Annotated in this window: 23 protein-coding genes and 1 pseudogene; 8 read left to right on the top strand and 16 right to left on the bottom strand. The window is 56.9% G+C overall.

The genetic code is table 11. The features are described from left to right. Positions 1–47: 47 nt before the first annotated feature. The 4 genes from msrA to istA form a co-directional block, all read right to left on the bottom strand. Entirely contained in the window at positions 48–587 is a 540-nt protein-coding gene (msrA, locus tag GTQ41_RS23970) for a peptide-methionine (S)-S-oxide reductase MsrA (protein WP_003464967.1), read from the bottom strand. Position 588: 1 nt separating this feature from the next. After that, positions 589–1,032: a peptide-methionine (R)-S-oxide reductase MsrB gene (gene msrB / locus GTQ41_RS23965; protein WP_003464965.1), complete on the bottom strand. Its 444-nt coding sequence runs from the start codon at positions 1,030–1,032 to the stop codon at positions 589–591. A gap of 520 nt (positions 1,033–1,552) precedes the next feature. Then, positions 1,553–2,356, bottom strand: a complete 804-nt coding sequence (gene istB / locus GTQ41_RS23960) for an IS21-like element ISPst3 family helper ATPase IstB (protein ID WP_010454871.1) — start codon at positions 2,354–2,356, stop codon at positions 1,553–1,555. Next, positions 2,349–3,848 (bottom strand): IS21-like element ISPst3 family transposase, encoded by a 1,500-nt coding sequence (istA, locus tag GTQ41_RS23955; protein ID WP_193829279.1) that lies wholly within the window; start codon positions 3,846–3,848, stop codon positions 2,349–2,351. Before istA ends, istB begins: the two co-directional genes overlap by 8 nt. Before the next feature lie 45 nt (positions 3,849–3,893). On the opposite strand from istA, the gene ccmI reads away from it, so the two are divergent. From ccmI to GTQ41_RS23940, 3 genes are all read left to right on the top strand, one after another. Then, positions 3,894–5,168, top strand: coding sequence for a c-type cytochrome biogenesis protein CcmI (ccmI, locus tag GTQ41_RS23950; protein ID WP_254369339.1), 1,275 nt, complete (start codon positions 3,894–3,896; stop codon positions 5,166–5,168). 92 nt (positions 5,169–5,260) lie between these two features. Beyond that, the gene (locus GTQ41_RS23945; RefSeq protein ID WP_004423958.1) at positions 5,261–6,532 is read left to right on the top strand and encodes an IS4-like element ISPa1635 family transposase; all 1,272 of its coding nucleotides are present in this window, start codon (positions 5,261–5,263) and stop codon (positions 6,530–6,532) included. A gap of 561 nt (positions 6,533–7,093) precedes the next feature. Beyond that, positions 7,094–7,939: an AraC family transcriptional regulator gene (locus GTQ41_RS23940; protein WP_003464995.1), complete on the top strand. Its 846-nt coding sequence runs from the start codon at positions 7,094–7,096 to the stop codon at positions 7,937–7,939. 29 nt (positions 7,940–7,968) lie between these two features. On the opposite strand, the gene GTQ41_RS23935 is transcribed toward GTQ41_RS23940, so the two are convergent. Further along, positions 7,969–8,487: a YkgB family protein gene (locus GTQ41_RS23935; protein WP_003464991.1), complete on the bottom strand. Its 519-nt coding sequence runs from the start codon at positions 8,485–8,487 to the stop codon at positions 7,969–7,971. Between the two features lie 625 nt (positions 8,488–9,112). Here GTQ41_RS23935 and GTQ41_RS23930 point away from each other — a divergent pair. Both GTQ41_RS23930 and sdhC read left to right on the top strand, forming a co-directional pair. After that, a complete protein-coding gene (locus GTQ41_RS23930) occupies positions 9,113–10,384 on the top strand; it encodes an IS4-like element ISPa1635 family transposase (RefSeq protein WP_004423958.1) in 1,272 nt (423 codons plus the stop codon). Positions 10,385–10,862: 478 nt separating this feature from the next. Continuing rightward, entirely contained in the window at positions 10,863–11,237 is a 375-nt protein-coding gene (gene sdhC / locus GTQ41_RS23925) for a succinate dehydrogenase, cytochrome b556 subunit (protein ID WP_005005993.1), read from the top strand. Between the two features lie 860 nt (positions 11,238–12,097). On the opposite strand, the gene GTQ41_RS23920 is transcribed toward sdhC, so the two are convergent. The 5 genes from GTQ41_RS23920 to GTQ41_RS23900 all read right to left on the bottom strand — a co-directional run bounded on the left by GTQ41_RS23920 (position 12,098) and on the right by GTQ41_RS23900 (position 14,950). Further along, a complete protein-coding gene (locus GTQ41_RS23920; RefSeq protein WP_003464988.1) occupies positions 12,098–12,364 on the bottom strand; it encodes a hypothetical protein in 267 nt (88 codons plus the stop codon). A 169-nt stretch (positions 12,365–12,533) separates the two neighbouring features. After that, positions 12,534–12,815, bottom strand: coding sequence for a DUF427 domain-containing protein (locus GTQ41_RS23915; RefSeq protein WP_003464986.1), 282 nt, complete (start codon positions 12,813–12,815; stop codon positions 12,534–12,536). Between the two features lie 67 nt (positions 12,816–12,882). Beyond that, positions 12,883–13,155: a glutaredoxin 3 gene (grxC, locus tag GTQ41_RS23910; RefSeq protein WP_005005995.1), complete on the bottom strand. Its 273-nt coding sequence runs from the start codon at positions 13,153–13,155 to the stop codon at positions 12,883–12,885. Between the two features lie 453 nt (positions 13,156–13,608). Further along, the gene (locus tag GTQ41_RS23905; RefSeq protein ID WP_002118292.1) at positions 13,609–14,355 is read right to left on the bottom strand and encodes a ferredoxin reductase; all 747 of its coding nucleotides are present in this window, start codon (positions 14,353–14,355) and stop codon (positions 13,609–13,611) included. After that, positions 14,348–14,950: a sulfite oxidase-like oxidoreductase gene (locus GTQ41_RS23900; protein ID WP_003464980.1), complete on the bottom strand. Its 603-nt coding sequence runs from the start codon at positions 14,948–14,950 to the stop codon at positions 14,348–14,350. Before GTQ41_RS23900 ends, GTQ41_RS23905 begins: the two co-directional genes overlap by 8 nt. A gap of 467 nt (positions 14,951–15,417) precedes the next feature. On the opposite strand from GTQ41_RS23900, the gene GTQ41_RS23895 reads away from it, so the two are divergent. Beyond that, complete coding sequence (locus tag GTQ41_RS23895) at positions 15,418–15,888, top strand: hypothetical protein (protein WP_003464979.1); 471 nt, start codon at positions 15,418–15,420, stop codon at positions 15,886–15,888. Positions 15,889–16,213: 325 nt separating this feature from the next. Here the strand turns inward: GTQ41_RS23895 and GTQ41_RS23890 are convergent, their stop codons facing one another. The 6 genes and pseudogenes from GTQ41_RS23890 to GTQ41_RS23865 form a co-directional block, all read right to left on the bottom strand. Beyond that, on the bottom strand, positions 16,214–16,507 hold the full coding sequence (locus tag GTQ41_RS23890; RefSeq protein WP_003464978.1) for a DUF1330 domain-containing protein: 294 nt from the start codon (positions 16,505–16,507) through the stop codon (positions 16,214–16,216). A 58-nt stretch (positions 16,508–16,565) separates the two neighbouring features. Beyond that, positions 16,566–16,997 (bottom strand): heme-binding protein, encoded by a 432-nt coding sequence (locus tag GTQ41_RS23885; protein WP_005006001.1) that lies wholly within the window; start codon positions 16,995–16,997, stop codon positions 16,566–16,568. Positions 16,998–17,116: 119 nt separating this feature from the next. Continuing rightward, a pseudogene (locus GTQ41_RS23880) lies at positions 17,117–19,906 on the bottom strand (Tn3-like element TnAs1 family transposase); the annotation flags it as partial. Between the two features lie 312 nt (positions 19,907–20,218). Then, positions 20,219–20,926, bottom strand: coding sequence for a Crp/Fnr family transcriptional regulator (locus GTQ41_RS23875; RefSeq protein ID WP_003090707.1), 708 nt, complete (start codon positions 20,924–20,926; stop codon positions 20,219–20,221). 81 nt (positions 20,927–21,007) lie between these two features. After that, complete coding sequence (locus GTQ41_RS23870) at positions 21,008–21,580, bottom strand: hypothetical protein (protein ID WP_021219115.1); 573 nt, start codon at positions 21,578–21,580, stop codon at positions 21,008–21,010. After that, positions 21,577–22,803, bottom strand: coding sequence for a sterol desaturase family protein (locus GTQ41_RS23865; protein WP_003090706.1), 1,227 nt, complete (start codon positions 22,801–22,803; stop codon positions 21,577–21,579). Before GTQ41_RS23865 ends, GTQ41_RS23870 begins: the two co-directional genes overlap by 4 nt. A gap of 212 nt (positions 22,804–23,015) precedes the next feature. On the opposite strand from GTQ41_RS23865, the gene GTQ41_RS23860 reads away from it, so the two are divergent. Beyond that, complete coding sequence (locus tag GTQ41_RS23860; RefSeq protein WP_021219117.1) at positions 23,016–23,708, top strand: SDR family NAD(P)-dependent oxidoreductase; 693 nt, start codon at positions 23,016–23,018, stop codon at positions 23,706–23,708. A gap of 411 nt (positions 23,709–24,119) precedes the next feature. Next, on the top strand, positions 24,120–25,499 hold the full coding sequence (locus tag GTQ41_RS23855) for a hypothetical protein (protein WP_024014384.1): 1,380 nt from the start codon (positions 24,120–24,122) through the stop codon (positions 25,497–25,499). Positions 25,500–25,582 lie beyond the last annotated feature (83 nt).

Below are 25,582 nucleotides of genomic sequence, written 5' to 3'. Positions count from 1 at the left end.
CACGAAGATTGCGGACCGGATCGGCGCAGTGGCAACGGCAGTGAAGCCTATTCCGCCGCGGTCCCGGCCGCTGGCTGTACGTCGTCAACCTTTTGGCGCTTCGGAAGCACCCAGCCGGGACGGACGAAGTGGCAGGTGTAGCCGCCCGGGCGCTTCTCCAGATAATCCTGGTGATCGGGCTCGGCCTCCCAGAACTCGCCGACCGGCTGGACCTCGGTCACCACTTTGCCATCCCACAGCCCCGAGGCATCCACATCGGCGATCGTATCCTCGGCGACGCGCTTCTGCTCCTCGTCGACATAATAGATGCCCGACCGGTAGGAGAGCCCACGATCATTGCCCTGGCGGTTCAGCGTCGTCGGATCGTGGATCTGGAAGAAGAATTCCAGGATGTTCCGGTAGCTCGTCACTGTCGGGTCGAAGACAATCTCGATCCCCTCGGCATGCGTGCCGTGATTACGATACGTGGCGTTCGGAATATCGCCGCCCGTGTAACCCACACGGGTCGAGATGATGCCGGGCCGCTTGCGGATCAGATCCTGCATGCCCCAGAAACATCCTCCTGCGAGAACAGCGCGCTGATGCATGTTAAGCCTCCTCTACTTGATCGAGATATTCACCGTATCCCTCGGACTCCATCTCGTCGCGCGGGATGAAGCGAAGGGACGCTGAGTTGATGCAGTACCGCAGACCGCCGCGGTCGGAAGGACCATCGGGGAACACATGGCCGAGATGACTGTCTGCGTGTACTGACCTGACCTCCGTCCGGACCATGCCGTGTGCGCTGTCCCGCACCTCGTTCACGTTTGCCGAAACGATCGGCTTGGTGAAGCTGGGCCAGCCAGTACCCGAATCGAACTTGTCCGTCGAAGCGAACAGTGGCTCTCCCGACACTATGTCGACGTAGATGCCAGGCTCCTTGTTGTCGTTGTACTCGCCCGTGAAGGGCCTTTCGGTGCCCGCCTCCTGGGTAATTCGGTGTTGCTCGGGAGTCAGGTGGTCGATTGCTGTCTGTGACTTTTCAAACTTCATTACAGTCTCCAATACTTATCTAGAGGGCCAGGCACGCTACCGCTAATTTTTTATGTCTCCTGATTTGCTCCTACAATGGTAGTGGGATGGCAAACGAGGTTTTACTAAGTGTTGGAAAATTAGAGATTTAAATTTCGCGTCTATTAATTCTAGCGCAACTGAGTGGTTAAGCAAGTACGTAATCAGTAAATATTAAAAAAATAACACAAAAGCACGATTATATAATACAGTGTCAGTGTTTTATGATAATCAACAACGCCTGTTTAGATGCTGGTAGATGCGAATTTTTTGGCGTACAGTCAAAATTTTCTGATGGTTGCTTAGTGTGTTGGCGCTGATGGAAAATTGACCCACCCTGCCGATTGAAATTTGACCCAGGGCGGATTGCTGATTTTGTTACCAGCAACTGTGGATAAGTCTACCAGCGCAGCTGCTGTTGCCCCCACTCCTTCGCTAGCCCAGTTCAGTTGTTTAAGACCTGCCACACGCAGCCATGTAGCAGGCCGTCGTCGCCATGAAATCAGAACGGCTCATCGTCCTCCGGTTCCTGGCCGCCCTTACGCTTTCGCTCCCGTGATTTGATCTTGGCCTGGGCCGCCAAGCTACTGTGTTGCAGGCGATAGGACTCGTTACCGGTTTCGACGATGTGGCAGTGGTGGGTCAGCCGATCCAGCAGGGCGGTGGTCATCTTGGCGTCGCCGAACACGCTCGACCATTCGGCGAAGCTCAGGTTGGTGGTGATCACCACGCTGGTGTGTTCGTACAGCTTGGATAGCAGGTGAAACAGCAACGCACCGCCGGCCTGGCTGAAGGGCAGATAACCCAGTTCGTCGAGGATGACCAGATCCATGCGCAGCAGAGCTTGGGCGATCCGCCCGGCTTTGCCGTCGTGCTTTTCGCGCTCCAGCAGATTGACCAGATCGACCGTGGAGTAGAAGCGCACGCGCTTGCCGTGCCGGGTGATGCCGGACACGGCCAGCGCAGTGGCCAGGTGGGTTTTACCGGTGCCAGGCCCACCGATCAGCACCACGTTCTGCGCGGTGTCGGTAAAGGCCAGACTGGCCAGTTCGCTGATCAAACGAGCGTCTGCGCTGGAGGCGCTGAAGTCGAAGCCGGCCAGGTCGCGGTGCATCGGCAGCTTGGCCATGTTCATCTGGTGGCTCACCGAGCGCATGGCGCGATCTGTGTGCTCTTGTTCCAGCAGGTGTTCGAGCAGCCACTTGGACGAGGCTGTGTTCGACTCACCCTGCGCAGTCAACTCCGCCCAGGCCGTGGCCATGCCGTGCAGGCGCAGCTCCTTGAGTTCCGCCATCAAATCACGCATGACCGATCTCCTCGGTCTGGCCACGCAGGCGGTCGTAGCGCGCCGTGTTAGCGACGGGGGCTTCCTTGAGCGACAAGTGGGTTTCGACGCTGGGTGGTGGTTCGGTCGCGGCCAGGCGCGCCACGACATTGAGGATGTGTTCGGCGCTCAGGCTGCCGCTTTCCAGTACCAGCTCAACAGCCACCAGCACCGCATCGAGCCCGGCGACCGGTACGGCAGCCAGAACTTGCGCCATGATCCGGTCACCGCCGGCATGACGCCCCAGACCGTGCTTAAGCTGACGCAGCGGCGCCGGCAGATCAGCAAAGGGCGCGCCGTTGCGCAGCGCACCGGGCTTGCGTTCGATCAGCGGGAGGTAGTGCTGCCAGTCATAGCTGACCTGGTCGCGATCCAGCAAGCGGACATGGCTGGCGATCAGCGCGTCGTCAGCCACCACCTCGATTCGCGTCGGATACAAACGGCTGCTGACCCACTTACCCGCATACTCACACGGCACCGAGTAGCGGTTGCGCCCGACGCTGACCAGGCAGGTGCTGGAGACCCGCGCAGGCCGCTCGACGTAACCGTCGAATGGCGCTGGCACAGGCATCAGTTCAGCGCGCTCCAACTCCAGCACTTCGGCCACACTCAGCCCGCTGTATTGAGGGTGCGTCAGCTCGTTCCAAAGCGCGCGGCAGCGCTGGCCCAGCCAGGCATTGAGTTCCTCGAAGGAGTGAAACTGGCAGTCCTGGGCGTCTAGCCAGATACGCCTGCGGCTGTCTTGCACGTTCTTTTCAACGATGCCCTTTTCCCAACCAGCGGCGACGTTGCAGAAGTCCGGATCGAACAGGTAATGCGCGCACATCACCGCAAAGCGCGCATTCACCGCCCGGCCTTTGCCCTTATTGACCTTGTCGACGGCGGTCTTCATGTTGTCGTAGATGCCCCGGCGCGGCACGCCGCCCAAGGAGCCGAACGAGCGTGTATGGGCGTCAAATAACATCTCATGGCCCTGGCTCGGATACGCCACAAGCCAGAACGCACGGCTGGCACACGGCTTCAGATGTGCCACCTGCATACGCCGGTAAATGCCGCCGACCAGCAAGCCTTCCTCGCTCCAGTCAAACTGAAACGCCTCGCCAAGAGCAAAGGTCAGCGGCACAAAGGCCTGCGACGCCTTGCCCTGTCCCCCTCGCCAGGCACGGATAAACGCGGTGAGCTGGCTGTAGCCACCGTCATAACCTTCGGCTTTGATTTGCGCCAACAGCGCCTTGGCACTGCGCCGCTGTTGCTTGGGCCGCAGCGAATCGGCTTTTAGCGCCTGCTCCAGCGTGGCGTGAAAAGGGCTGAGTTTGTTGAAGATCGCGCGGCGTTGGTAGACCGGCGGCTTGGCCTCAGGTGCTCTGACCCACTTGCGAATCGTGTTGCGCGCCAACCCGGTGCGCTTGGCTATCTCATGCAGCGACAGCTTGTCGCGGAAATACATCCGGCGAATTTTGCCCATCATTTCCATACTGATCACCCTGTGTTCTCCTGCTCAAAAATTGAGCAGAAGCAGTTGAACACCTGGGTCAGTTTTCAGTCGGCAGAACAGCCTCTACTGGGTCAGTTTTCGGTCAGCGGCAACATCAACGGCTCCTCCTCCTATTGGGTAAAGAATCTAATGATTGATTTCTGGCTATGGGTCGGCCTGCTGTTGCTGGTTGCCCTCAGTTTCGTGCTAATCCCTGTGTTGTTTGTACGTCGTGCCCAAAGCGAAGAAGATCGCACCGCTTTTTACGTGGCGCTGTATCAGGAACGCCTGGCGGAGCTACAGCTTCAGCAAGGGGACGGAGTGATGTCTCCTGCGCAAAAAAACAGTGCCCGCTCTGAGGCGGACCGCGAATTGCTGGCGGACACCGAAGGAGCTGGCCTCGAACGTTTTTCGACTACAGGCAAGCCGCTACCAGTATTCGTGGCTTTCTTGATACCGGCGCTGGGGCTCGCGCTGTACCTGCATTTTGGCGCCAGCGACAAAGTCGAGCTGGTTCGTGAGTTCGCCCAGCCTCCCGGTTCACTCGCGCAAATGAACGACCGTCTGGAACGCGCGGTTAACGCCCAACCGGAGTCAGCTGAGAACGCTTATAACCTGGCCCAAAACTACATGGCTCAAGGGAGGCCCGACGATGCCGCTAGAATGTTCGAACGAACGGTGTCACTGGCCGGTCGCCGACCGGAGTTATTAGGCGAGTGGGCTAAAGCATTGTATTTCTCTAACAACAAAATGTGGTCTCCGCCAATCAAGGCGCTGACAGATGAAGCTTTAAATGGAAATCCGGGTGAGCTCCAGAGCTTGAGTCTCATAGGTCTGGCTGCGTTTGAAGAGCATCGTTACCAAGATGCTTTAAAATATTGGCATCACGCATTAGCAGAGATGGGTTCCGACCATCCGTCACACGCTGCTTTAGTACAGGCCATTGGAAAGGCAAGAAACGGTCTTTCAGCGGATGAAAAAAACAACAATTTGACGATTAACCATGTTGCTGGCTTGCCACCAACACCGCTCAAGGTACGGGTGGACATTTCCCCGGAAATTTTCGAAAAGGTCGCTTTGGATGACAGTGTGTTCGTTTTCGTACAGACGCTATCGGGCTCCAAGGTACCTCTCGCTACCATACGACTTAAGGTCTCAAGTCTGCCGGCCGAGGTGGAGTTTTCAGGCGCTGATGCAATAGTTACCAGCAACACCTTATCGCAGACAGCCGCGATTCAAGTGACTGCTAGGGTCTCTAGGGGAGGGAAGAGTAGGTCGGGGGAATGGTTCAATGTCATCAACTTTGGAAATTATCCATAAATATCATATAATTAGCGCTCAAATCAGTGCATGGGAGAAGCCCTTTTGACTACCTATACCGCATCGCTTGACACCGCCAGCCAAACCCTGGCTTGAAAATTGTACAAAAAATAACCAGCCCGCTCGATTGTCCCGCCTTCATCGCCGCCCACCGCCAGAATCCTCAAGACTTTACCCGCCGACGCCAGCTCACCTTCAAGAACCTCGTCCTGTTCCTGCTCAATCAGCCGCGCACGGCCCTGCAAACCGAACTCGATCAGTTCTATCGCGTACTCAATCAGGCGTCGACTGAGACGCAAATGGTCACTGCGCAGGCCTTCTGCAAAGCGCGCAAAAAGCTCAACCCCGAGGTATTTGAAAGTCTCAATCGCCTCCTGCAGCAACAAATTGACTGCTTCGGGCTGCGTCAGAAGTGGCGTGGGCTGAGGGTGCTCGCGGTGGATGGCTCGACCGTGCATTTACCCCTGGAGTCGACCATGGCGACCTTCTTTGGCAGTCACTCTGGCTTTCCCATGGCTCGCTTGTCCACACTCTACGAAGTCGCTGACGGTCAAACCTTGCATAGCCTGATCGTGCCCCTGACCGTCGGCGAGCGCGACTGTGCCCATCTGCACCTTGAGCACCTGCCGGCTGACAGCCTGACGCTGTTTGACCGTGGTTACCCTGGGCACTGGTTATTCGCGCTGTTCGCGCAGCAACAGCGGCACTTTCTGATGCGCCTGCCCTGTGGCTATAACGCCCAGGTCAAAGCGTTTCTACACTCTGGCCAAGTTGAAGACACACAGCTTTTCGTGGCCAACCATCCTGAAGCACGTCTGTTCTGCTCCGAGGCTGGCGTTGATCCTGCCAGCCAGATCGAGCTGAGACTGATCCGGGTCGAGTTGGCCAACGGCGAAAGCGAAGTATTGCTGACCTCGCTGCTGGATCGAGAAGCCTTTCCCGCTGAGGTGTTTGCCGAGCTTTACCACCGCCGCTGGGGCATCGAAACCGATTTCCGTCGCCTCAAACAAACCCTGACGCTGGACAACTTCAGCGGCCGCAGCGTGACCGCTGTAAAGCAGGACTTTCATGCCGCTCAACTGTTGAAGAACCTGGCGCTGTTGATGCAGCACCTGCTACAGCCGGTCATCGAACAGCGCCACAAAGGTCGCAAGCTGCGATGGAAAGTCAACTTCACCCAAGGCGTGTCACGGCTCAAAAATACCCTGGTCGAGCTGCTGGTGCGGCACTGTGCTCAGGGGCTGAGCAATGTGCTGGCCTTGATGGCTAAAAGCCTCAGTGCCGTACGCTCAGGCCGTAGCTTTGCGCGCCAACGCAAACGCGCAGCCAGCCGAGGTTGTGAGGGCTACAAACCGACGCGCTGAAGAAACACCACCGCCCAACCTCCGTGCAAAAAAGCTGGCCACAAGCGGTCGGCATAGGCTCGTCCGGAGAACGAGAAATCTCGCCTAGACAGCCGGAACAGACGATGATCACATCACCGCCAGCCCAGCTAGACCGCCTGATTGAGCGGCAGAGGCCTGGTCATCGCCCGACGGCCATGGCGGCTGGCTGCTTCGGGGGGCTTGCCTTGGGCAGGGCTGCAGCTTAGGTTGATGACATTGGGGAATGGTTGGGCCGAAGCTCGACGACATTAAATTCGAAGAGCGCTAGGCTGAAGCTTACGATCAACCTTCCGGATATCTGATCGACTGCACCGCAAAGTGCTGTTGCCAGGTACTGTAAAATAGAAGAGTGAGCACTTGATTTGCTGGTGCTTTCAAACAACGGTGTTGTTTTTTTAACAGCCGAACTGGAAAGGGAGGCTGAGCTGCTCAGTGATCACTTTATCCGTTGGCTGATTTACGCCGGCATGTTCGCTACAGGCACTGAACGACAACGCAGATGGTATGGTCTGTGCGTTCTGACTCGTCAAGGATCGGCCAATGGATCGTTTGTCTAATTTGCTCTCGCGGTTCGGCGTGCGGGCCAATCTGTTCTATGACGGCGACCTATGCGGCTCTGCATCTTACGATGGCGCCGAGCGGCGAGGTTATATCCATCTGCTTCAGGCCGGCAGCGTGACGTTGCTTGGTCCCGATCGCAAGGATTTGCAGCTCACTCGCCCTAGCTTGATTTTTATGCCACGCCCCGCCAAGCATCAATTGTTTGCGGGTGAGTCCGATGGCGCAAAGTTGTTGTGTGCTTCCATGGAGTTTGAGGGCGGAATTGATAATCCTTTGTCGGCTTCATTACCGGACTGTTTGGTGCTCGCACTCGATGATCTGCCCATGCTGGCAGACACGTTGGAGTGGATGTTTGCCGAGGCGGCAAATGTGCATTGTGGAAGGGAAGCCGCGCTTGAGCGCTTATTTGAGCTCCTAATCATTCTGTTGCTCCGTTACCTGCTCGATCATCACCAGTTGCGCACCGGAATGATGGCTGGACTGGCCGACATGCGGCTTGCCCGATCGCTTTTACAGATGCACAACTCCCCGGAACATGCCTGGTCAATAGCAGAGCTGGCCAGTGAGTCAAATATGTCACGCGCTGCGTATGCCGTGCATTTCAAGAGTGTCATCGGACAGACGCCTGCTGATTATTTGTTGAGTTGGCGAGTTAGCCTGGCTCAGAAGCTGATGCGAGAAGGGCGCTCGATTACGCTGATTGCAGCTCAAGTCGGCTACGAAAGTCCTTCGGCGCTGTCTCGCGCATTTAGACGCAAGACGGGGTTGAGCCCTCGTGACTGGTTGAAAGATCTGGCGGGGGAAAATGATGGCAAAAAGGCCTAAGGCATTACTGCCTTAAGCCATTGAAAAAATTATGCATTAATTTTACGTTTTTCCAGTTCAACCAGCGAATGGCCTGCCACAAATATCGAAACAGCAAGCAACCCTAAGTCTTTAAGCAGAAACTGACCTGGCGCAACGGAAATCGCCGGAAACCCTAAACTAGGCTCAATGACGCCCGGAGTGGAAAACATAAAGCTAAGGGTTGTGAAGAACAGGCCTGCAGACAGAGCGCCTCCTACCACGGATAGTTTGGGCGACAGCATGCGGCCTGCGATCAGAGTGCCGATCGAAATCTCTAGTATGCCGAGCAGGCTGGAGAACATGTCGACCGAAAAAATGCTATACACCCATCCCAAAAGCGGGCTGTTGCTCACCAGTGGAACCAGGCCCTCGGCCTCGTAGTGGGTAAATTTCATGCCGCCGAACCAGAAGTAAATAATAGCGAGAGCCAAGTACGCGCCATAGATACCTAGCCCCATAGTTTTGGTTCCAAGCGTTAAGTGGGCCTGTACGCTGGACTTCGAGTTTTCAATGCCTATGGTTTTCATGTCTGAGCTTCCAGTAGTGAGTGAGAGTGTGTTGGCTGCCGAACGCCGTATGCGTTGGCGATGAGATGATTATGGCTGGCATCTCTAATCAAGAGGCATCAGAAAGTATTGATTTCAGTGCAGATCGTCTTGGGCGGTGCAATTCGCGATGAAGGGATCGCCGTGGAGAGCGATGAGTGCACTATTTCGATAAAGGAGTCGTTTTACATAGGTCGATGAAGCGCGTTGCGGCATCGCCTACTGTCATTTCTCAAATCTGACTATGGGGCTTGGGGCGAAGGGCGGCACTGACTAGGCTTAGAACAGCTACCAACTAGCCGCGCGGCCGCGATGCACAAAGAATGGTAACTGAGCCGTGAGTGCGGTGGGCGCCCGCATTTATTTCCAAACCCTACAGATACATCGATCTTCGACTTCAACCGGGCAGATAGCTGTTGCAGCAAGCCTATCAATCGACTTTGACGTGTTAAAGAGGATAGGTTTTCCAGGGTTGGGGAACAGCCAATGTCATCAACTTTGGAAATTATCCATAAATATCATATAATTAGCGCTCAAATCAGTGCATGGGAGAAGCCCTTTTGACTACCTATACCGCATCGCTTGACACCGCCAGCCAAACCCTGGCTTGAAAATTGTACAAAAAATAACCAGCCCGCTCGATTGTCCCGCCTTCATCGCCGCCCACCGCCAGAATCCTCAAGACTTTACCCGCCGACGCCAGCTCACCTTCAAGAACCTCGTCCTGTTCCTGCTCAATCAGCCGCGCACGGCCCTGCAAACCGAACTCGATCAGTTCTATCGCGTACTCAATCAGGCGTCGACTGAGACGCAAATGGTCACTGCGCAGGCCTTCTGCAAAGCGCGCAAAAAGCTCAACCCCGAGGTATTTGAAAGTCTCAATCGCCTCCTGCAGCAACAAATTGACTGCTTCGGGCTGCGTCAGAAGTGGCGTGGGCTGAGGGTGCTCGCGGTGGATGGCTCGACCGTGCATTTACCCCTGGAGTCGACCATGGCGACCTTCTTTGGCAGTCACTCTGGCTTTCCCATGGCTCGCTTGTCCACACTCTACGAAGTCGCTGACGGTCAAACCTTGCATAGCCTGATCGTGCCCCTGACCGTCGGCGAGCGCGACTGTGCCCATCTGCACCTTGAGCACCTGCCGGCTGACAGCCTGACGCTGTTTGACCGTGGTTACCCTGGGCACTGGTTATTCGCGCTGTTCGCGCAGCAACAGCGGCACTTTCTGATGCGCCTGCCCTGTGGCTATAACGCCCAGGTCAAAGCGTTTCTACACTCTGGCCAAGTTGAAGACACACAGCTTTTCGTGGCCAACCATCCTGAAGCACGTCTGTTCTGCTCCGAGGCTGGCGTTGATCCTGCCAGCCAGATCGAGCTGAGACTGATCCGGGTCGAGTTGGCCAACGGCGAAAGCGAAGTATTGCTGACCTCGCTGCTGGATCGAGAAGCCTTTCCCGCTGAGGTGTTTGCCGAGCTTTACCACCGCCGCTGGGGCATCGAAACCGATTTCCGTCGCCTCAAACAAACCCTGACGCTGGACAACTTCAGCGGCCGCAGCGTGACCGCTGTAAAGCAGGACTTTCATGCCGCTCAACTGTTGAAGAACCTGGCGCTGTTGATGCAGCACCTGCTACAGCCGGTCATCGAACAGCGCCACAAAGGTCGCAAGCTGCGATGGAAAGTCAACTTCACCCAAGGCGTGTCACGGCTCAAAAATACCCTGGTCGAGCTGCTGGTGCGGCACTGTGCTCAGGGGCTGAGCAATGTGCTGGCCTTGATGGCTAAAAGCCTCAGTGCCGTACGCTCAGGCCGTAGCTTTGCGCGCCAACGCAAACGCGCAGCCAGCCGAGGTTGTGAGGGCTACAAACCGACGCGCTGAAGAAACACCACCGCCCAACCTCCGTGCAAAAAAGCTGGCCACAAGCGGTCGGCATAGGCTCGTCCGGAGAACGAGAAATCTCGCCTAGACAGCCGGAACAGACGATGATCACATCACCGCCAGCCCAGCTAGACCGCCTGATTGAGCGGCAGAGGCCTGGTCATCGCCCGACGGCCATGGCGGCTGGCTGCTTCGGGGGGCTTGCCTTGGGCAGGGCTGCAGCTTAGGTTGATGACATTGGGGGAACAGCATGCCCTGCAGAACGACACACGTCACTTTTGTTAAATTAATAAGCTAGCTACCTATTGGGCATAACCTTGCAATTTGCTTCAATTTACGCACATGCACTTGCGACCTCAAAATGCAACGTAAGCCCCGAATATCTCCATTATTGTCGCCGCCAGCCTTAGTTACAGCTGCTATGATGAATGAGATCGAAAACTGAAATCCCCCACTAGAATTGTTGACTGGAGTCAAAATGAATAAAAAGCGGCCGGTTAATCTTGATATTCGAACCATTCAGCTTCCTCTCACGGCGCTTACATCGATTCTGCACCGGATTTCAGGAATTATGCTCTTTATTTTTCTGGGACTGATACTGTATATGCTGAGCAAATCGTTGGAGTCAGAAAAGGGTTTTAATGAAGTCAAGGAGATTTTTTCTTCACCTTTCGGCAAAGTTAGTTTCTGGTTGGTATACTCTTCATTTATTTATCATCTCGTAGCCGGAATTCGACACCTAGTTATGGATGTGGGTGTTGGTCATACTTTGAAAGGCAGCAATCGCGCCTCTACTATTGTTTTAGTAGTGTCGGGTGTTTTAATGGTTGCTGGCGCCGTATGGATTTGGTAGCTGTGGAGTCGTAATGCGTATTTACAAGGACTAAAAGCGTCCTTTAAAGCTAACTTACGAAAGTATTTATAATCGACGGTTCACGCTTAAACGGTTGAATCCTTTCGGGCTTCCGAATAGCTGTTAGCTGAAAGCTATCATGAGCTAAGTTTTCTGTGCATCATCAAATGTGTTAATGGGAGCGCCATAGTACTAGGTACAAATATGGCTCTAGGACAATGTTAGATGTTTTGGATTTTGAGGCGGATCGCTCTTATCGAAGATCGTCTAATTCGCTCTGAAGCGCAGGTTTTTTGAAACTATCACCTGGTTGGCACACTGTGCGAATCAACATCAGATATGAGAAAGCCAATCAGGTGAACACTACCCTCGAGGGCTCATCTGTCCAGTTAAAGCCTCGAGTCTTTCTGGGTGCGCAAAAGACAAGAAGGTTATATGGGAAAATTATGAGGCCTGGATACCATGCGTCATGGGCGTGCCGATGCTGTGAGTGACAGAGCGAGAAGCAAGTGAAAGTCCCTGAAGTAGGGGCGGGATGCGCCCGAGTGGCATTTTTTGTCTTAAGGTAGATCGCGTAGCTGTTCTTCAGAATAATCTTCAGAGCGTTGACGACAGCCATCGCTGTGCATTCCTCAAGAATAGAATGTGTCGGAAGGGTGGCGTCATTGGTGTTAGTCATCGCTTAGGATTTCTCAATCTGGCTTACACGGGCGCCTGTACCGATATCCCCGCGGATGGCGACGTATCGATGTTGAATTCCTCGCCAGACGAAGTGCAATGAGCTGCGGCTATAGGCTTGCGCAGCCTTAGATAGCCGGCCGTCGCAGGCGCGCCGGTTGGCCGGGATCTTCTTCTGCCCGTCAGGTGTCCGGTCGGAACTCCAGCACGAACGCTACGACCTTTTCGGCGGACATTTCGCACGGCTTCAACAATGTCCTATCTGATGTAACGCGGAAGAGGTTGAAGCTGACAATGTCAGTCCCGTCCAACTCCCTGGCGAACAGACTGTTGCGACGTCCGTCCCCAGATCGCCGGACGATCAAGCTGAAACGCCGGCCTTCATAAGTCCCTTCTCTGTATCCCTCCGCAAGCTTCGCGAAAGCGGCATCGAACTCGGAATGCTCCATGTCATCCATCCTTATTGATAGAACAGAGGCGCGGCGGGTGCGAGACCGCCAGTGCCGGGTCGCGCTAAGGTGCCGGGCAGATTCCTGCAGCCGACGAGGCCCGGGGTGGGCAGGATAATTGAGATGTCGGCGCCCGCATGGCTATCAGCGAAGTCGTCCGTCCAGTCTGCTAGGCAACGTCCACGCCTTTCCAGAAAGCGATGTAATCCCGGATACCCTCGGCATCCGGAGTGGGGGCGGGATAGGTCCAAGCGGCGTTCACGTTGAGCGCGTCACCCGCGCGAACATGAAAGAAGCGCGCGGCGCCTTTGATCGGACAGACAGATGTGTGCGGGCTCATCTCAAGCAGGCTCAGGTCGACTCCTGACGGTGGGAAGTAGTGATTTCCCTCGACGATGACTGTTTCGTCGCTTGTGGCGATAGTAGTGTCTTTCCAGATGGCTGAGACCAACGGACTCTCCTTTTGTATTCATCAACCGGCGAAGGCTCGCGGGCTGGCTGCCCCAAGCCGCACCTCCTCAGGTGGCAGGCGGGTTGCGCCCGAGAAGTTTGTCGAGCTCGCCTCTGACATCGAGCGCGAATAGCTCATCGGAGCCACCGATAAGGGTGCCATTGATGAAGATCTGCGGCACGGAGCTTCGCCCCGACGCTTCCGCCATGGCCTGCCGGTGAGCCGGATCCGCCTCAATATCGAGCTCCTTCCATCGCACGCCCTTTTCCTTGAGGAGCGCCTTCGCTCGGCGGCAGAACGGGCACCAATTCGTGGTGTACAGCAATACATCAGTTGTCATATTGCATCTCCGGCAGTTGCACGCGGATCGCTGTCATGGCGTTGATCTCCAATTCGCGGCGTTCAAAGATGGCGACTGCACCTTGGCCGACATCGGAGCAGATGCTGACGATTGGCCGCTATCCAGGCGACATGGCCCAAAGTGCTTTCACCGCCAGGCAGAGGCCGCACGCGCCTCCTGTAGCGCCGAGCCGATGCTCTAAGGTAACCGAGCCTCGATTGGGACGGAAGCGGTCCCGCTCGAATCGCCCATCATGCTGGTCGAGCATATCAGGACGACGGATAGTGCAGGAACTTTCAAATTGAGCTTGATGTCGAGCCAGGTATCGCGAGCGAAGGCGTTCTAGAGGCCGGGGGGTACGAAGACTGTGTTCGGCAAAACGGTTCACGTTGATCGCCAAAGCTTCCCAGGGCGCACGTCTACGATCGGCGCGACGTGAGATAGCTCGCGCCGCTAGCCCCCGTAGCGCTCCGTCTTGATGATGGAGGCGTCCAAGCCCGCCAGCAGCGCGCTATCGGTTGCGATGTTGACGAATCCGTTAGACCCGCAGACGAACACTTGCGTCGGCTTTCCCTGAAGCCTGGTTAGAATTTCTTGGACCATCATGCCGTCGATCCGTCGCGCAAAGTCCGATGCGCGAACCGGTTTCTCGCGCGTAATCGCGAGCGCCAGGACGAACGCCGGATCGCTGATTTCGATGCAATGAAGTTCTTCTGAGAAGAGAACGTCCTCGGCGGTTCGTGCGGACAGGAGCAACGCTGTCGGAACGGCTTGGGCCAATGCGCGGCGCTGCCGGATCATTGCCATCAACGGCACGAGGCCGGAGCCTCCCCCGATCAACAGAACCGGATCTATGGCAGGCTCAGGCCAAAGGAAATGGCCACCGAGCGGACCGCGAACTTCGATTTCGTCACCAATCGCCGCGATGTCGTGAAAAAACGGCGAAACTTCGGCATCCGGCATGCGCTCGATAGCTATCTCGACGATCGGGGTCGAAACTGCCGATGACGCGATCGAGTAGCTGCGCATTGCACTGTAGCCGTCGGGCGCGGTCAGCCGGATATCGACGTGCTGACCTGCGGTGTGCGCGAACGGCTTGCTCAACCGAAGGAAGAAGCTCTTGATACTCGGTGTTTGCTGGATGATGTCGTCGATCACGCATGATTGCCACGAACGGACTTGCGCTTCGTTTTCAGTCATGGGTGTATCGTTGTTCGCGCCACGGATCGCCGTAGATGTGATAGCCGTGCAGCTCCCAAAAGCCGGCCTCGTCACGCGTCGTGAATTGCAGCGCATTCACCCATTTGGCGGATTTCCAGAAGTAAAGGTGCGGCACTAGAAGACGCGCCGGCCCCCCATGATCGCGGGAAAGTGGCTTGCCCGCATAACTGAGGGCGACCATCGCTTTCCCGGAAAGCAGATCCGTCAGAGGGACGTTTGTCGAATAATTATCGTAGCAGTGCGCCAAGACGAAATCGGTAGGCCGATCAAGCTCTGCATCTGCAAGGATGTCTTCAATGAGTACACCCTCCCAAACGGTATCCAGTTTGGACCAAGAGGTGACGCAGTGAATATCCTTTGTCACCTGGGTCTTTGGTAGAGTGTTGAATTCGCCCCAATTCCACGTTTTGACGGGCTTCGGACCAATTTTGACTGTGAATTTCCAGTCGGAGGGCTCTACCCTCGGCGTAGGGCCGGCCGACAGAACAGGGAAATCCTCCACCAGATGCTGACCTGGCGGAATCCGATCGGACTGGTCGCCTGAACCGCGACCGGTGAAACCTCTGGTGACCATAGTGACCCCTCTTGCTCGATACGGCAGACCGAAGCCGGCCTTCATTTCAGTACTCTGCGTAAAGCATTTGCCCGCACATCCGCCGAATAAGCCAATCGACTAAAAATCAGATACAGATGCTCTATCATCGTAAAAAATCGCGTATCGAACATAGCGTCAGGCCAGCATGATTCCCAATACCCAATGGCTATAGGGTAGATAACCCCAAGGCTGCGTACGCTGATCTGCGGTATGCGGAGCGGAAGTTGCAGGTTCGCTCTCAAACGGATGGGCAGCGTGCAAAGCTCAAGGCTCACCAGCGCATGGTTGCCCAGTTCGCGCTCGCCGGCAGCTTGAGTATATTAAGGACGAAATGTCGATCTGATCTATTCTGGCTTCAGGAAATAGGGAAAATAAGGTCGGACGTTCGCGCACCGTCGCGACGCGCGATCATCCACTAAGCTTCTGTATCGGGGTTGGAGGATCAGATGAACGAGATCGAACGACAAGCGCCTGAGCTGCGGGTGCAAAAATGGATTGGCAAAGATGGGGAAAGTATCGCGCCGTTCAAACTGTCAGATATCGGGCCCGGCCCGAAAATCTTGTTTGCCTTCCAGCATTGGTGCCAAGGTTGCCATTTGCATGGGTTTCCGACGCTACAAAAGTTGCATGCAGCGTTGAGCTCAAAAGACGTGGGGTTCGCAGTGATCCAGACCGTCTTCGAAGGAACGCATGAGAATACCTTCGAGAAGTTGCGCGTGAACCAGCTCAAGTATGAGCTTCCTATCGTTTTCGGTCACGACGAGCAACCGACCGGCTCGCCGTTTCCAACCTTCATGGAAGACTACCGCACACGAGGAACTCCGTGGTTTACGGTTATCGACGCTGGCGGTAGCATTGTTTTCTCGGACTTCCATCTCGACGCGGAGCGACTAGTGAAGCAACTTGAGCAAGGTTAATCGTTGGAAGGTGGGCAATCATCCTGATTGCCACCCATCCCCTGATGCCCACTACAGGCGTTGCGCGCTGTAACTCTGTTGATCAGCGTGCGAAAACCCGGATCCGGATAGGAGGAGCGTCAACGATTGAATCAATCCGTTGGGAGAGGGCGGCTCCGCTCCGTCAGCTCGGCAATAGATAACCCATTCTCGCCGAGCAACTCTCTGATCCGATCGACGATATGAGCCCCTAGCGCCGCTGTCTTGGTCCCCCCCACAGATTCCCAAGATGCGAGTTCACACGCCGATACCTCGTGGTCAGCGCCGAAGTGCTTCTGTCGGTATGTCACCGCCGCCCTTCAATGATAAAGGCGCGGTAACGGGAACCGGCAAAGCGATGAGCAGCGATGGTTTGGTAGGCGGGACTGTCATACCAGTCGCGAGCGGCCTGCATCGTCGGGAAACGCAAGATTACGGCCCCTTCGATGGGCGGCCCCTCCAAATGCTGGATCGCGCCATAAGCGGCGAGAAAGGTAACGTCGTGACCATCGAACGATGGTCCGACGCCTGCAGAATAGGTTGCGAGTGCATGTGGGTCGCTGGTTTCTTCCCGCGTAAAGACGACGAACGCTTCCATCATTAGGCCTCTCAAAGGTTGGATCTGTTGGCCATTACCACCGGTGATGGCCTCACAGTCGTCAGGCTGGCAACTGGAACCCGATTTTCATGAGTGCCTCGACGCACGCATCCTGATCCTGCTGATAGTTGCCTCCGGAGATGCCTATGCCGCCGATCAACTTCCCATCCTCCAGAATCGGATAACCGCCGCCGACAGCGACCATCCGAGGGCGATAGGCTAGCGGCGCCACTTTTGGATCGTTGGTCACATAGTCGTTCCAGACATGGGTCGGGAACCCAAACGAGGCGGAACTCCAGGCCTTGTCGATGGCAACATCGACGGTAAGGAACGGCGCATCGTCGGTGCGCTCGAACGCGCGCAGGTTACCGGTGGCGTCGACGACGGCGACGGCAGCCGGGATGCCGATGGCACGGGCCGCAGCGAGCGCCGCGTCGATGAGGGCGACTGCGGTTTCGCGGTTGATCGAGGCGGTGGCAATAGATTTGGTCATGGGATTCTCATCGCTGGGGCATAACCCGTTCGGCTTTTTGAGGTTGGACAAGATGTTTGGCGATCGCGGTCGTTAGAAGCCTTCGAGGGGCGAATAGAGAAAACGGAAAAAATCGTACGCTAAGGTTTTCCGGGCAACCGTAGCGGCCTGAACTTCCCGTCTTCAAGCCGGCGGCTCTGCCGCCAGACGTAATCGCCGGTTAGGTTGATGTGTTCCCAACCCAGCGGCGACAGGTATTGCAGCAGCTCGCCGTCCACCGGCTTACCAGCCTCGACCAGCCCCTGGGTGGCGCGTTCCAGATACACTGTGTTCCACAGCACGATAGCCGCCGTCACCAGGTTGAGGCCGCTGGCCCGGTAGCGCTGCTGCTCGAAGCTCCGATCCCTGATTTCGCCGAGGCGGTTGAAGAACACCGCCCTGGCCAGGGAGTTGCGCGCTTCACCCTTGTTCAGGCCGGCATGCACGCGACGGCGCAGCTCGACGCTTTGCAGCCAGTCGAGGATGAACAGCGTGCGCTCGATCCGGCCCAGCTCGCGCAGGGCCACGGCCAGTCCGTTCTGGCGCGGGTAGCTGCCGAGCTTGCGCAGCATCAGCGAGGCGGTGACGGTGCCCTGCTTGATCGAGCTGGCCAGGCGCAGGATGTCGTCCCAGTGGGCACGCACGTGCTTGATGTTCAGGGTGCCGCCGATCAGCGGGCGCAACGTCGGGTAGGCTTGCACGCCCTGCGGCACGTACAGCTTGGTTTCGCCGAGGTCGCGGATGCGCGGCGCGAAGCGGAAGCCTAGCAGGTGCATCAGGGCAAAGACGTGATCGGTGAAGCCGGCCGTGTCGGTGTAGTGCTCCTCGATCCGCAGGTCGGACTCGTGGTACAGCAGGCCGTCGAGCACATAGGTGGAATCGCGGACGCCGACATTCACCACGCGGGTGCTGAACGGCGCGTACTGGTCGGAGATATGGGTGTAGAACAGCCGTCCCGGCTCGCTGCCGTACTTCGGGTTGACGTGCCCGGTGCTCTCGCCCCGGCCACCCGCGCGGAAGCGCTGGCCATCGGAGGATGAGGTCGTGCCGTCGCCCCAGTGGGCGGCAAAGGCGTGGCGATACTGGTGGTTGACCAGCTCGGCCAAGGCCGCCGAATAGGTTTCGTCGCGGATGTGCCAGGCTTGCAGCCAGGACAGCTTGGCGTAGGTCAGGCCGGGGCTCGACTCGGCCATCTTGGTCAGCCCGAGGTTGATCGCATCACCGAGGATTGCGGACAGCAGCAACGTCCTGTCTTTGGCCTCGGCCCCGTCCTTCAAGTGGGTGAAGTGGCGGCTGAAGCCCGTCCAGTCGTCCACGTCCATCAGCAGTTCGGTGATCTTGATGCGCGGCAGTAACTGGCTGGTTTGGTCGATCAGCGCCTGCGCCCGATCCGGCACCGCCGCATCCAGCGGGGTGATTTTCAGCCCTGACTCGGTGAGGATGGCATCGGGCAGCTCGTTGTCCTTGGCCAGGCGGGTGACGGTGGCCAACTGCTCGTCCAGCAGCTGCAAACGCTCTTCCAGGTACTGGTCGCTGTTCGGGTTGATCGCCAGGGGCAGGGCCTGCTCGCGCTTGAGTGCGGCGAACTTCTCGGCCGGCAGCAGGTAGTCGTCGAAGTCGCGGAACTGCCGCGAGCCCTTGACCCAGATGTCGCCGGAGCGCAGGGCGTTCTTCAGCTCGGACAGGGCGCAGATTTCGTAGAATTTCCGGTCGAGGCCTTCCGGGGTGATCACCAGCGGCTTCCAGCGCGGCTTGATGAAGGCCGTGGGTGCATCGGCCGGCACCTTGCGCAGGTTGTCGGCGTTCATCTCACGCAGGGTCTGCACGGCTGCCAGCACGCCTTGCGCGGCCGGCGCGGCGCGCAGTTCCAGCACCTCCAGCAAGGCCGGCGTGTAACGGCGCAGGGTGGCGAAGTTCTCGCCGACCAGGTGCAGGTGGTCGAAGCCTTCCGGCCCGGCCAGCAGCTCGGCCTCGCTGACGCTCTCGGTGAACTCGTCCCAGGGAATCACCGCCTCGATGGCGGCATAGGGGTCGCTGCCGCTTTCCTTCGCTTCCAGCAGCGCCTGGCCGATCCTGGAGTACAGGCGCACCTTGTCGTTGATCGCCTTGCCCTGCTTCTGGAACTGCTGCTGATGCTTGTGCTTCGCGCCGCTGAACAGCTTGACCAGGATGCGGTCATGCAGATCGACCAGCTCATCGATCACGGTCGCGGTGCTCTCCAGCACCACGGCGGCCAGGGTCGCGTAGCGGCGCTGCGGCTCGAACTTACCGAGGTCTTTGGGCGTCATCTGCCCACCCTCGCGGGCCAGCTTGAGCAGGCGGTTCTGGTGGATGTGCCGGCCCAGGCCTTCGGGCAAGTCCACCAACTGAAATGTCTTCAGCCGCTCGATGTGTTCCAGCATGTGCCGAGAGTTGGGTTTCAGCGGTGCCTGGCGCAGCCAGGTCAACCAGGTGATGCTGCTGCCGGCCTTGAGCTTCAACAGCTCGTCCAGCTTGGCCCGATGCGAGTCCGTGAGTGGTTCGACCAGGGCGCGGTAGACCCGCCGATTGGCTCGCGCAATGGCTTCCGAGCAGGCCCGGTCAATCACGCTCAGCGCCGGCAGGATGCGTCGTTTCTGCCGTAGGCTCTCCAGGGCCTGACCGGCCAGCAGCAAGCCTTTGTCGGTCTGCTGGGCCAGCTCGGTTAGCTCGCGCACCAGGGCGCGGAAGTCGGACAGGCCGAACGGGGCCAGTTGCAGGTCGGTGCGCAGTTCCTGGGCATGCTCGCGACGGGTCACGTCGCGCTCGCCGTACTTTGCCCAGCTCGCCGGCTCGGCCTGGACTTGCTTCGCCACCCACAGGATGACCGGCTCGGGCAGCTCGCTGTCGGTTCCCAGCGCGTAACCGGGGTAGCTGTCGTTTTCAGAAGACGGCTGCACTGAACGTCAGAAGCCGACTGCACTATAGCAGCGGAGGGGTTGGATCCATCAGGCAACGACGGGCTGCTGCCGGCCAAAAGCAGTCTTTGATTGGTGACCAAGCGGCCCTCGTGCGGGGGCAGTTATTAGGCCCAAAGGTCTCTAGGAAAGCCGGGGCTATTGATAGGGCCGGTTCACCTCTAGCATTGTGGTCAGGTGGTACTGATGAAGTCAGGTGGTGAGTCCACTCATGATCAACAGCGATGCACTCGGCCCTGCGAAAATTACATCGAGATTAGTGCCGGCTCAGTTAGCCGCGTGCTCAGAAAGCCCAGCTGGATCAATTACTCGAATATGCCGAAAACCGATCTTAATCAGTCCCGCCTTTTCCAGTTGTTTTAGCAGCCCGTTGATAGTCTGGCGGGAAGAACCAAGTATGGAGGCTAAATCCGCCTGAGAAACATTCAAAATAACTTCCTCAGAGCCTGTTGCCGGTGGTTGCAGCAACAACAGTTCTGCTAAACCTGTACGCAGCCGTTGCAGCGGCACGATCATCTGGCCATCGGCAAAGTGCCGCATAAAAGCGGCATAGCGCTTGGCAATAAAAAGTGTAATTGCCTTGCAATAGAGAGGTTCCTCTTCAAGGATTCGCTCGAATTGCTGCAGAGGCAGCATTAGTAATTGCACATTGGTATCGGCGATCACAGCCACATCGGCCTTTTCGCCTGTAATCAGGGCGAGGAAGTTGAACCAAAATCCTCTCTCGCCAATCATATAAAGCTTCTCCTCACCCTCGAATAGCAGCCGCGAAACCCGCACGCGCCCCTCAAGCACTACTGAGGCTGCAGTCGGTCGGCTGCCTTGGGCAGTGATCACCTGCCCTTTGCGATAGTGGCGCAATACGGAAGACTGGATGATTTTGTCTTGCACTTCCCCCGGCAAGCTTGCGAACCAGTCATCTGCCTCGCGCAGGCGGTAGATTGTCTGATGGGCTGCGTCATCTATGTTTTGCATTTGGAAACCTTGGAAACATCGATGTTGGGTCTTAACCACATTCGACAGTTTCCCATGATATGGGATGCAGGGGAAGCCGAATTAACGGCTCGCAGCTAACAGCGGCACCACCCTATCCCGGTGCAGCAGCAGCAGGGCTAAAGACAGCAAGTAGTGCAGCCATTGGATGCCAGATAGCGGTCCGAGCATCTCTTCACCGGTTGCACCGGCCGCTAGACTAACGATGAACACTAGCGCCGCCCCGAGTGGCATTACCCGCCGCGTCACTAAGGCTGTGGCACAGATTAACAAGACAGAGCCAAGAGGCACCAGCATGCGCCAGGTGTCAAATCCCGACACGCTAATCACCACCCCGAAGCTCCCAACCAAGAGCGCGAAGCGCCCTGCGGCCGTGATGCGCTGAGCAACAGAGTCATCTGGCCAGCGCAGTGCAATGACCAGCAGCGGGAAACCTGCGCTGGCGGCAACCAGGCCGGTAAAGCGATGTGGGCCGGCGAACAACTCACCATACTGGTAATGCAGTGTACCAATCGCTGCCGCCAGGCCGATCAGGCCGCAACCAATGGCTAGAGCAGGGCGCTGGCGCAGCTGGACAAAGGCAATGGAAAAGGCAACCACAGCCAAGATCAAGTCGGAAATGGCATCGGCATTCATTGGGAAGTCCACAAAGCAGCAGGTTTGAAGGAAGTGCGGCTGAGCCATGCAGCGCTGCCTAGCATTACAACCAATAACATCAGCTTGAGTGCGATGGGCATACTAAAACCGAACCAGTCAGGTAGAGCAGCAAAGGCAATGCCCAGTCCTATGACACGGCACTGCTCAAAACGCCGTGCATTGGCACGTCCTTCCAATAGTGACGTGAGAGAGATTGCCGAAATGGCAAAGCCAGCGGCGTAGAGTGCCAGTAAGGTCTTCGGCAAGGTGTTGAGTAGCGTCAGAAAATGCATGAGGAACAACATTGCAAGCACCTGATGCACTACCGCATAGCGTTTGACCGCATCGGGTGTACACGGATCGTAATACTTAAACTGCGACGGCTCGTAAGGCTCGCTCGCCTCATCGTGCCAGCCACCAGGTGGTGCCAGCCAGACGCCAAGTTTAGCCCGCCAGCCCGGGGTGGCTTTGGATTTCTGCCAGAGCTCAATGTAGTAATGCATGTTGCCCCAGAATGGGTTAAGGCTCTGCAACGGTGTGCGCACGCCGTAGATGACCTTCTCGTCCTTGCGCTCCTCGGCGAAGGTACCGAATAGGCGATCCCAGAGAATCAGAATGCCCCCGTAGTTTGTGTCCATGCAGTAGTCATTTTGCCCATGATGGACGCGATGGTTTGAGGGTGTGACGAAGATGCGATCAAGCCAGCCCAAACGACCAATTACCTCGGTATGCACCCAGTACTGGTAAAGCAAGTCGATCAGCAACACCCCGGCAAACACGCTGGGCGGCACACCGGCCACTGCCATCGGTAGATAGAATATCCAGCCCAGAAGTGCGCTCGTCGAGGACTGGCGTATGGCTGTTGCCAGGTTGAAGTACTCGGAAGAGTGATGCGATACGTGCCCGGCCCACAGCAAGCCAATTTCATGGTTCATACGGTGATGCCAGTAGTAGAAAAAGTCGTAGGCCACAAGGGCTCCGACCCATACCCACAGGCTATCGCTAGGCAAGGTCGTGGCGCGGTAGGCTTCGAATACCAGAGTGTAAACGCCCAGTTTCGCCAACTTGGTGAACGCCCCAACCACCTGGCTCAATAGACCATATTGGTAGCTGCTGATGGCATCAGGTATGGAATACGCCGCTAGCCCGCGGCGGTGCGCCAGCCATGCTTCCAGCAAGGTGGTGGTTAAAAAAATCGGTATGGCAAACACGATCAGATTCATTGCGCGCGATCCTTTTCTCTCGACTCAAGAAAGTTGAGCGGCTGATGGCTTTCAGCGACTCAGCGACCAGGCAAGTTAGCACTCTTGACTGTGCCCACTTGTCGGCTCGGCGACAGGTTCTGCACGGCAATAGTGGCAACCTAGCTGACCACTCGTGCCGGGGCTCAGTGCTCAGTGCAGCCCTGGTGTAGTCCACTTCAAGGAGAATAAGCGTGAGTAAAGTAGTCGCAATTAGCGGTGGATTCGGTTGTCTAGGTATAGCGGTAGGCGAGGCGTTCGCGGCCAATGGTTGGCGGGTGGCCCTGATTGATCAGGCCAGCGTGCCGCGACCCCTGGCCGACACGGCGCGCTCTGAAAAACTGCTTATCGGCGCGGTCGATCTAACCGATCTGCACATGGCAAATTGTGCAATGCAGCAGGTGCAGCAGCATTTTCAAGGATTAGATGCGCTCATCAACGTGGCGGGTGGTTTTCGCTGGGAGACCATCGAGGGCGGCGATCTTGCGACCTGGGATTTGATGTATCAAATGAACGTGCGCACTGCCGCAACGGCTAGCATGGCCGCGCTGACACACCTGAAGAAAGCCGAAGCCGGGCGCATTATCAACATTGCAGCCGGAGCGGCCAGTAAGGCCAGCCTAGGCATGGGGGCCTATGCTGCAGCAAAGTCCGGGGTGATGCGCCTTACGGAGGCGTTGGCCGAAGAGTTGAAAGATCAGCGCATCACGGTCAATGCGATCATGCCATCGATCATCGATACCCCGCAGAACCGCCTCGATATGCCTGATGCGGATGCCACCCGCTGGGTTACGCCAGAGCAGGTCGCTAATGTGATCGTATTTTTAGCCTCTCAGGAGGCTAGTGCAATCACAGGTGCAGCTATCGCTGTAAATGGGCGGTGCTAATTTATTAGGCCGGCTGTCGACATAGCAGAGTGGCTGCCTAGAGCCGTTCTTCTCACCCAGGGTTCGCCCGATCCTAATGATCCTAATGATCCTAATGATCCTAATGATCCTAATGCGGCATGCGTGGCCTATGCGTGGGGAACTGACTGGTGTTGCCGGCGGAGAGCTAGCAGCCCTCGGTAGCAGGTCCCAAGTCCTTAGGGTCGACCACCACATACTTTGCCAAGGCGTGTGTCCGCAGCAGTTGTAAGCGACAACATTAGAAAAATACGCGCTAGAAAACCGCCCTATCCCTTGTGGTGCCCACACTATTTCGCTGCCTGGATACGGTATCCAAAATAAGGTTTGAATCCACCGATAAGGAGATGACCTTGAAGCCCTCATATTTGGCTAACGTCACAAGTTTTAGCGATGACCACTCTAATCCTGGCGGCCTCGCCTTCTCAGGCTAACTGGGATCAGGCGAATGCCTTCGAGGAAGGCCAGCAGCGTGTTGCCATCGGTAAGGATCCAATGCCAGGCCCTCGTTCGTGTTTTTGGCGCTACGGCCCGGTCAGTGGTGACCCCTACATCAACATCGCCTTCCCTGACGCCGGAACATTCTATTGGGGAGCAGCTTTCTCGGTGCCGAAGGGCGCGAAGCTGCATTTAGAGGGCAGTTTTCCGCATGCTCGCTATATGTCCCTAATCAGCTATGACCGTTTGGGTGCTCCTCTCGACTCAGTGGCCGACTACCTGATCGCGCCGAAGCCAGGTGCTAGCAACCCATATCTCTTCGGTGCAGACCGCAACAGTAAACAGCGCGGCTATAAAATCGAAGTGGTTAGCGAGCCGTTGAGCACTCCTATTCCATGGGGCGTTTACCAAGAAGCCAAGACCCGCGACAAGATCCATGCGCCTGGTCAAGCCGAAAACGGCCAGCAGCAACTGATTTATCGGATCTACGCAGGGGACAAAAATACCGACGAAACAGCAGGTTCCGGTCTGCCAACTCCGGTACTCACTCTCGCTGATGGCAAGGAGCTGCGCGGACAGGATGTTTGTGCCAGCTTGAGTAGCTTCCAGCCATTGTCGTTTGATCAGGCAGCCCTGGCGACCCCGCGTGAGTACCTCAATAAACTGACGGAGGTGGCCAAGGCGCGTGGCGGTCCGGCCATGCCGGCCAGTAACCCGCCGACCTGGAGCAAGAGTTCGGAAAGCATGTCGCGTTATGCCATTTACACCGGCGACAACACAGTGGCGAGTGGTACCAATAAGAAAGACGGGACCTTCTTTGCCAACCTCGACAACCAGTATGTGCGCACCTTTATCAACCGTAAGCACGGCGAGGTTTTCGTAATCCGCGCCAAAGCACCAACTACGCCAAAGACCTATAACGGCAACACCAAGTTTGAAGATGGTGATCTGCGCTACTGGTCGTGGTGCTCTCAGCAGGGCTACGCATCTGGTCGGGTCAATAAGTGTCTGTTCGATGAGCAGATTCCGGTGGACGCTAACGGCTACTACACCTTGGTACTTAGTCGCGAAAGTGACCGCCCACGCAATGCAATCAACGAGTGTGGTGTGTCCTGGTTGCCAATCGCGGATGTGGGCGACGGTACCGGTGATCCGGATCTGAGTTTCCTGGTTCTGCGCAACATGCTGGGCCGTGGTGAGTTCAAACACGCAGTGCAGAATATTAAGTCGCAAGAAACTATCCAGCAGGATATGGGCGACTACTTCCCGCGTGCTCGCTACACCACAGTTTCTTCGTTCGAGACGGCAGTTCCTTGCCAAGTAGAGAAACGTTAAGTGGCTTAAAACAATATAGCTTCTTGGTCGTCGGCGGGGTTCCTGATGTTTCCAGAGCCCTGTCGCGATTAGGCTGGCTGGCG

It is taken from the genome of Pseudomonas sp. AN-B15, from assembly GCF_019056475.1.
GTDB classification, from domain to species: Bacteria; Pseudomonadota; Gammaproteobacteria; order Pseudomonadales; family Pseudomonadaceae; genus Aquipseudomonas; species Aquipseudomonas parakoreensis.
The sequence above is the reverse complement of the archived record's forward strand: the minus strand, read 5'-3'. Positions and strand labels throughout refer to the sequence as shown.

What these genes read in the sequence shown, in the direction of transcription:
- msrA (WP_003464967.1), bottom strand. Translation starts at nt 587, where the DNA reads ATGCATCAGCGCGCTGTTCTCGCAGGAGGATGTTTCTGGGGCATGCAG.
- msrB (WP_003464965.1), bottom strand. Translation starts at nt 1,032, where the DNA reads ATGAAGTTTGAAAAGTCACAGACAGCAATCGACCACCTGACTCCCGAG.
- istB (WP_010454871.1), bottom strand. Translation starts at nt 2,356, where the DNA reads ATGCGTGATTTGATGGCGGAACTCAAGGAGCTGCGCCTGCACGGCATG.
- istA (WP_193829279.1), bottom strand. Translation starts at nt 3,848, where the DNA reads ATGGAAATGATGGGCAAAATTCGCCGGATGTATTTCCGCGACAAGCTG.
- GTQ41_RS23940 (WP_003464995.1), top strand. Translation starts at nt 7,094, where the DNA reads ATGGATCGTTTGTCTAATTTGCTCTCGCGGTTCGGCGTGCGGGCCAAT.
- GTQ41_RS23935 (WP_003464991.1), bottom strand. Translation starts at nt 8,487, where the DNA reads ATGAAAACCATAGGCATTGAAAACTCGAAGTCCAGCGTACAGGCCCAC.
- sdhC (WP_005005993.1), top strand. Translation starts at nt 10,863, where the DNA reads ATGAATAAAAAGCGGCCGGTTAATCTTGATATTCGAACCATTCAGCTT.
- GTQ41_RS23920 (WP_003464988.1), bottom strand. Translation starts at nt 12,364, where the DNA reads ATGGAGCATTCCGAGTTCGATGCCGCTTTCGCGAAGCTTGCGGAGGGA.
- grxC (WP_005005995.1), bottom strand. Translation starts at nt 13,155, where the DNA reads ATGACAACTGATGTATTGCTGTACACCACGAATTGGTGCCCGTTCTGC.
- GTQ41_RS23905 (WP_002118292.1), bottom strand. Translation starts at nt 14,355, where the DNA reads ATGACTGAAAACGAAGCGCAAGTCCGTTCGTGGCAATCATGCGTGATC.
- GTQ41_RS23900 (WP_003464980.1), bottom strand. Translation starts at nt 14,950, where the DNA reads ATGGTCACCAGAGGTTTCACCGGTCGCGGTTCAGGCGACCAGTCCGAT.
- GTQ41_RS23895 (WP_003464979.1), top strand. Translation starts at nt 15,418, where the DNA reads ATGAACGAGATCGAACGACAAGCGCCTGAGCTGCGGGTGCAAAAATGG.
- GTQ41_RS23890 (WP_003464978.1), bottom strand. Translation starts at nt 16,507, where the DNA reads ATGATGGAAGCGTTCGTCGTCTTTACGCGGGAAGAAACCAGCGACCCA.
- GTQ41_RS23885 (WP_005006001.1), bottom strand. Translation starts at nt 16,997, where the DNA reads ATGACCAAATCTATTGCCACCGCCTCGATCAACCGCGAAACCGCAGTC.
- GTQ41_RS23875 (WP_003090707.1), bottom strand. Translation starts at nt 20,926, where the DNA reads ATGCAAAACATAGATGACGCAGCCCATCAGACAATCTACCGCCTGCGC.
- GTQ41_RS23870 (WP_021219115.1), bottom strand. Translation starts at nt 21,580, where the DNA reads ATGAATGCCGATGCCATTTCCGACTTGATCTTGGCTGTGGTTGCCTTT.
- GTQ41_RS23865 (WP_003090706.1), bottom strand. Translation starts at nt 22,803, where the DNA reads ATGAATCTGATCGTGTTTGCCATACCGATTTTTTTAACCACCACCTTG.
- GTQ41_RS23855 (WP_024014384.1), top strand. Translation starts at nt 24,120, where the DNA reads ATGACCACTCTAATCCTGGCGGCCTCGCCTTCTCAGGCTAACTGGGAT.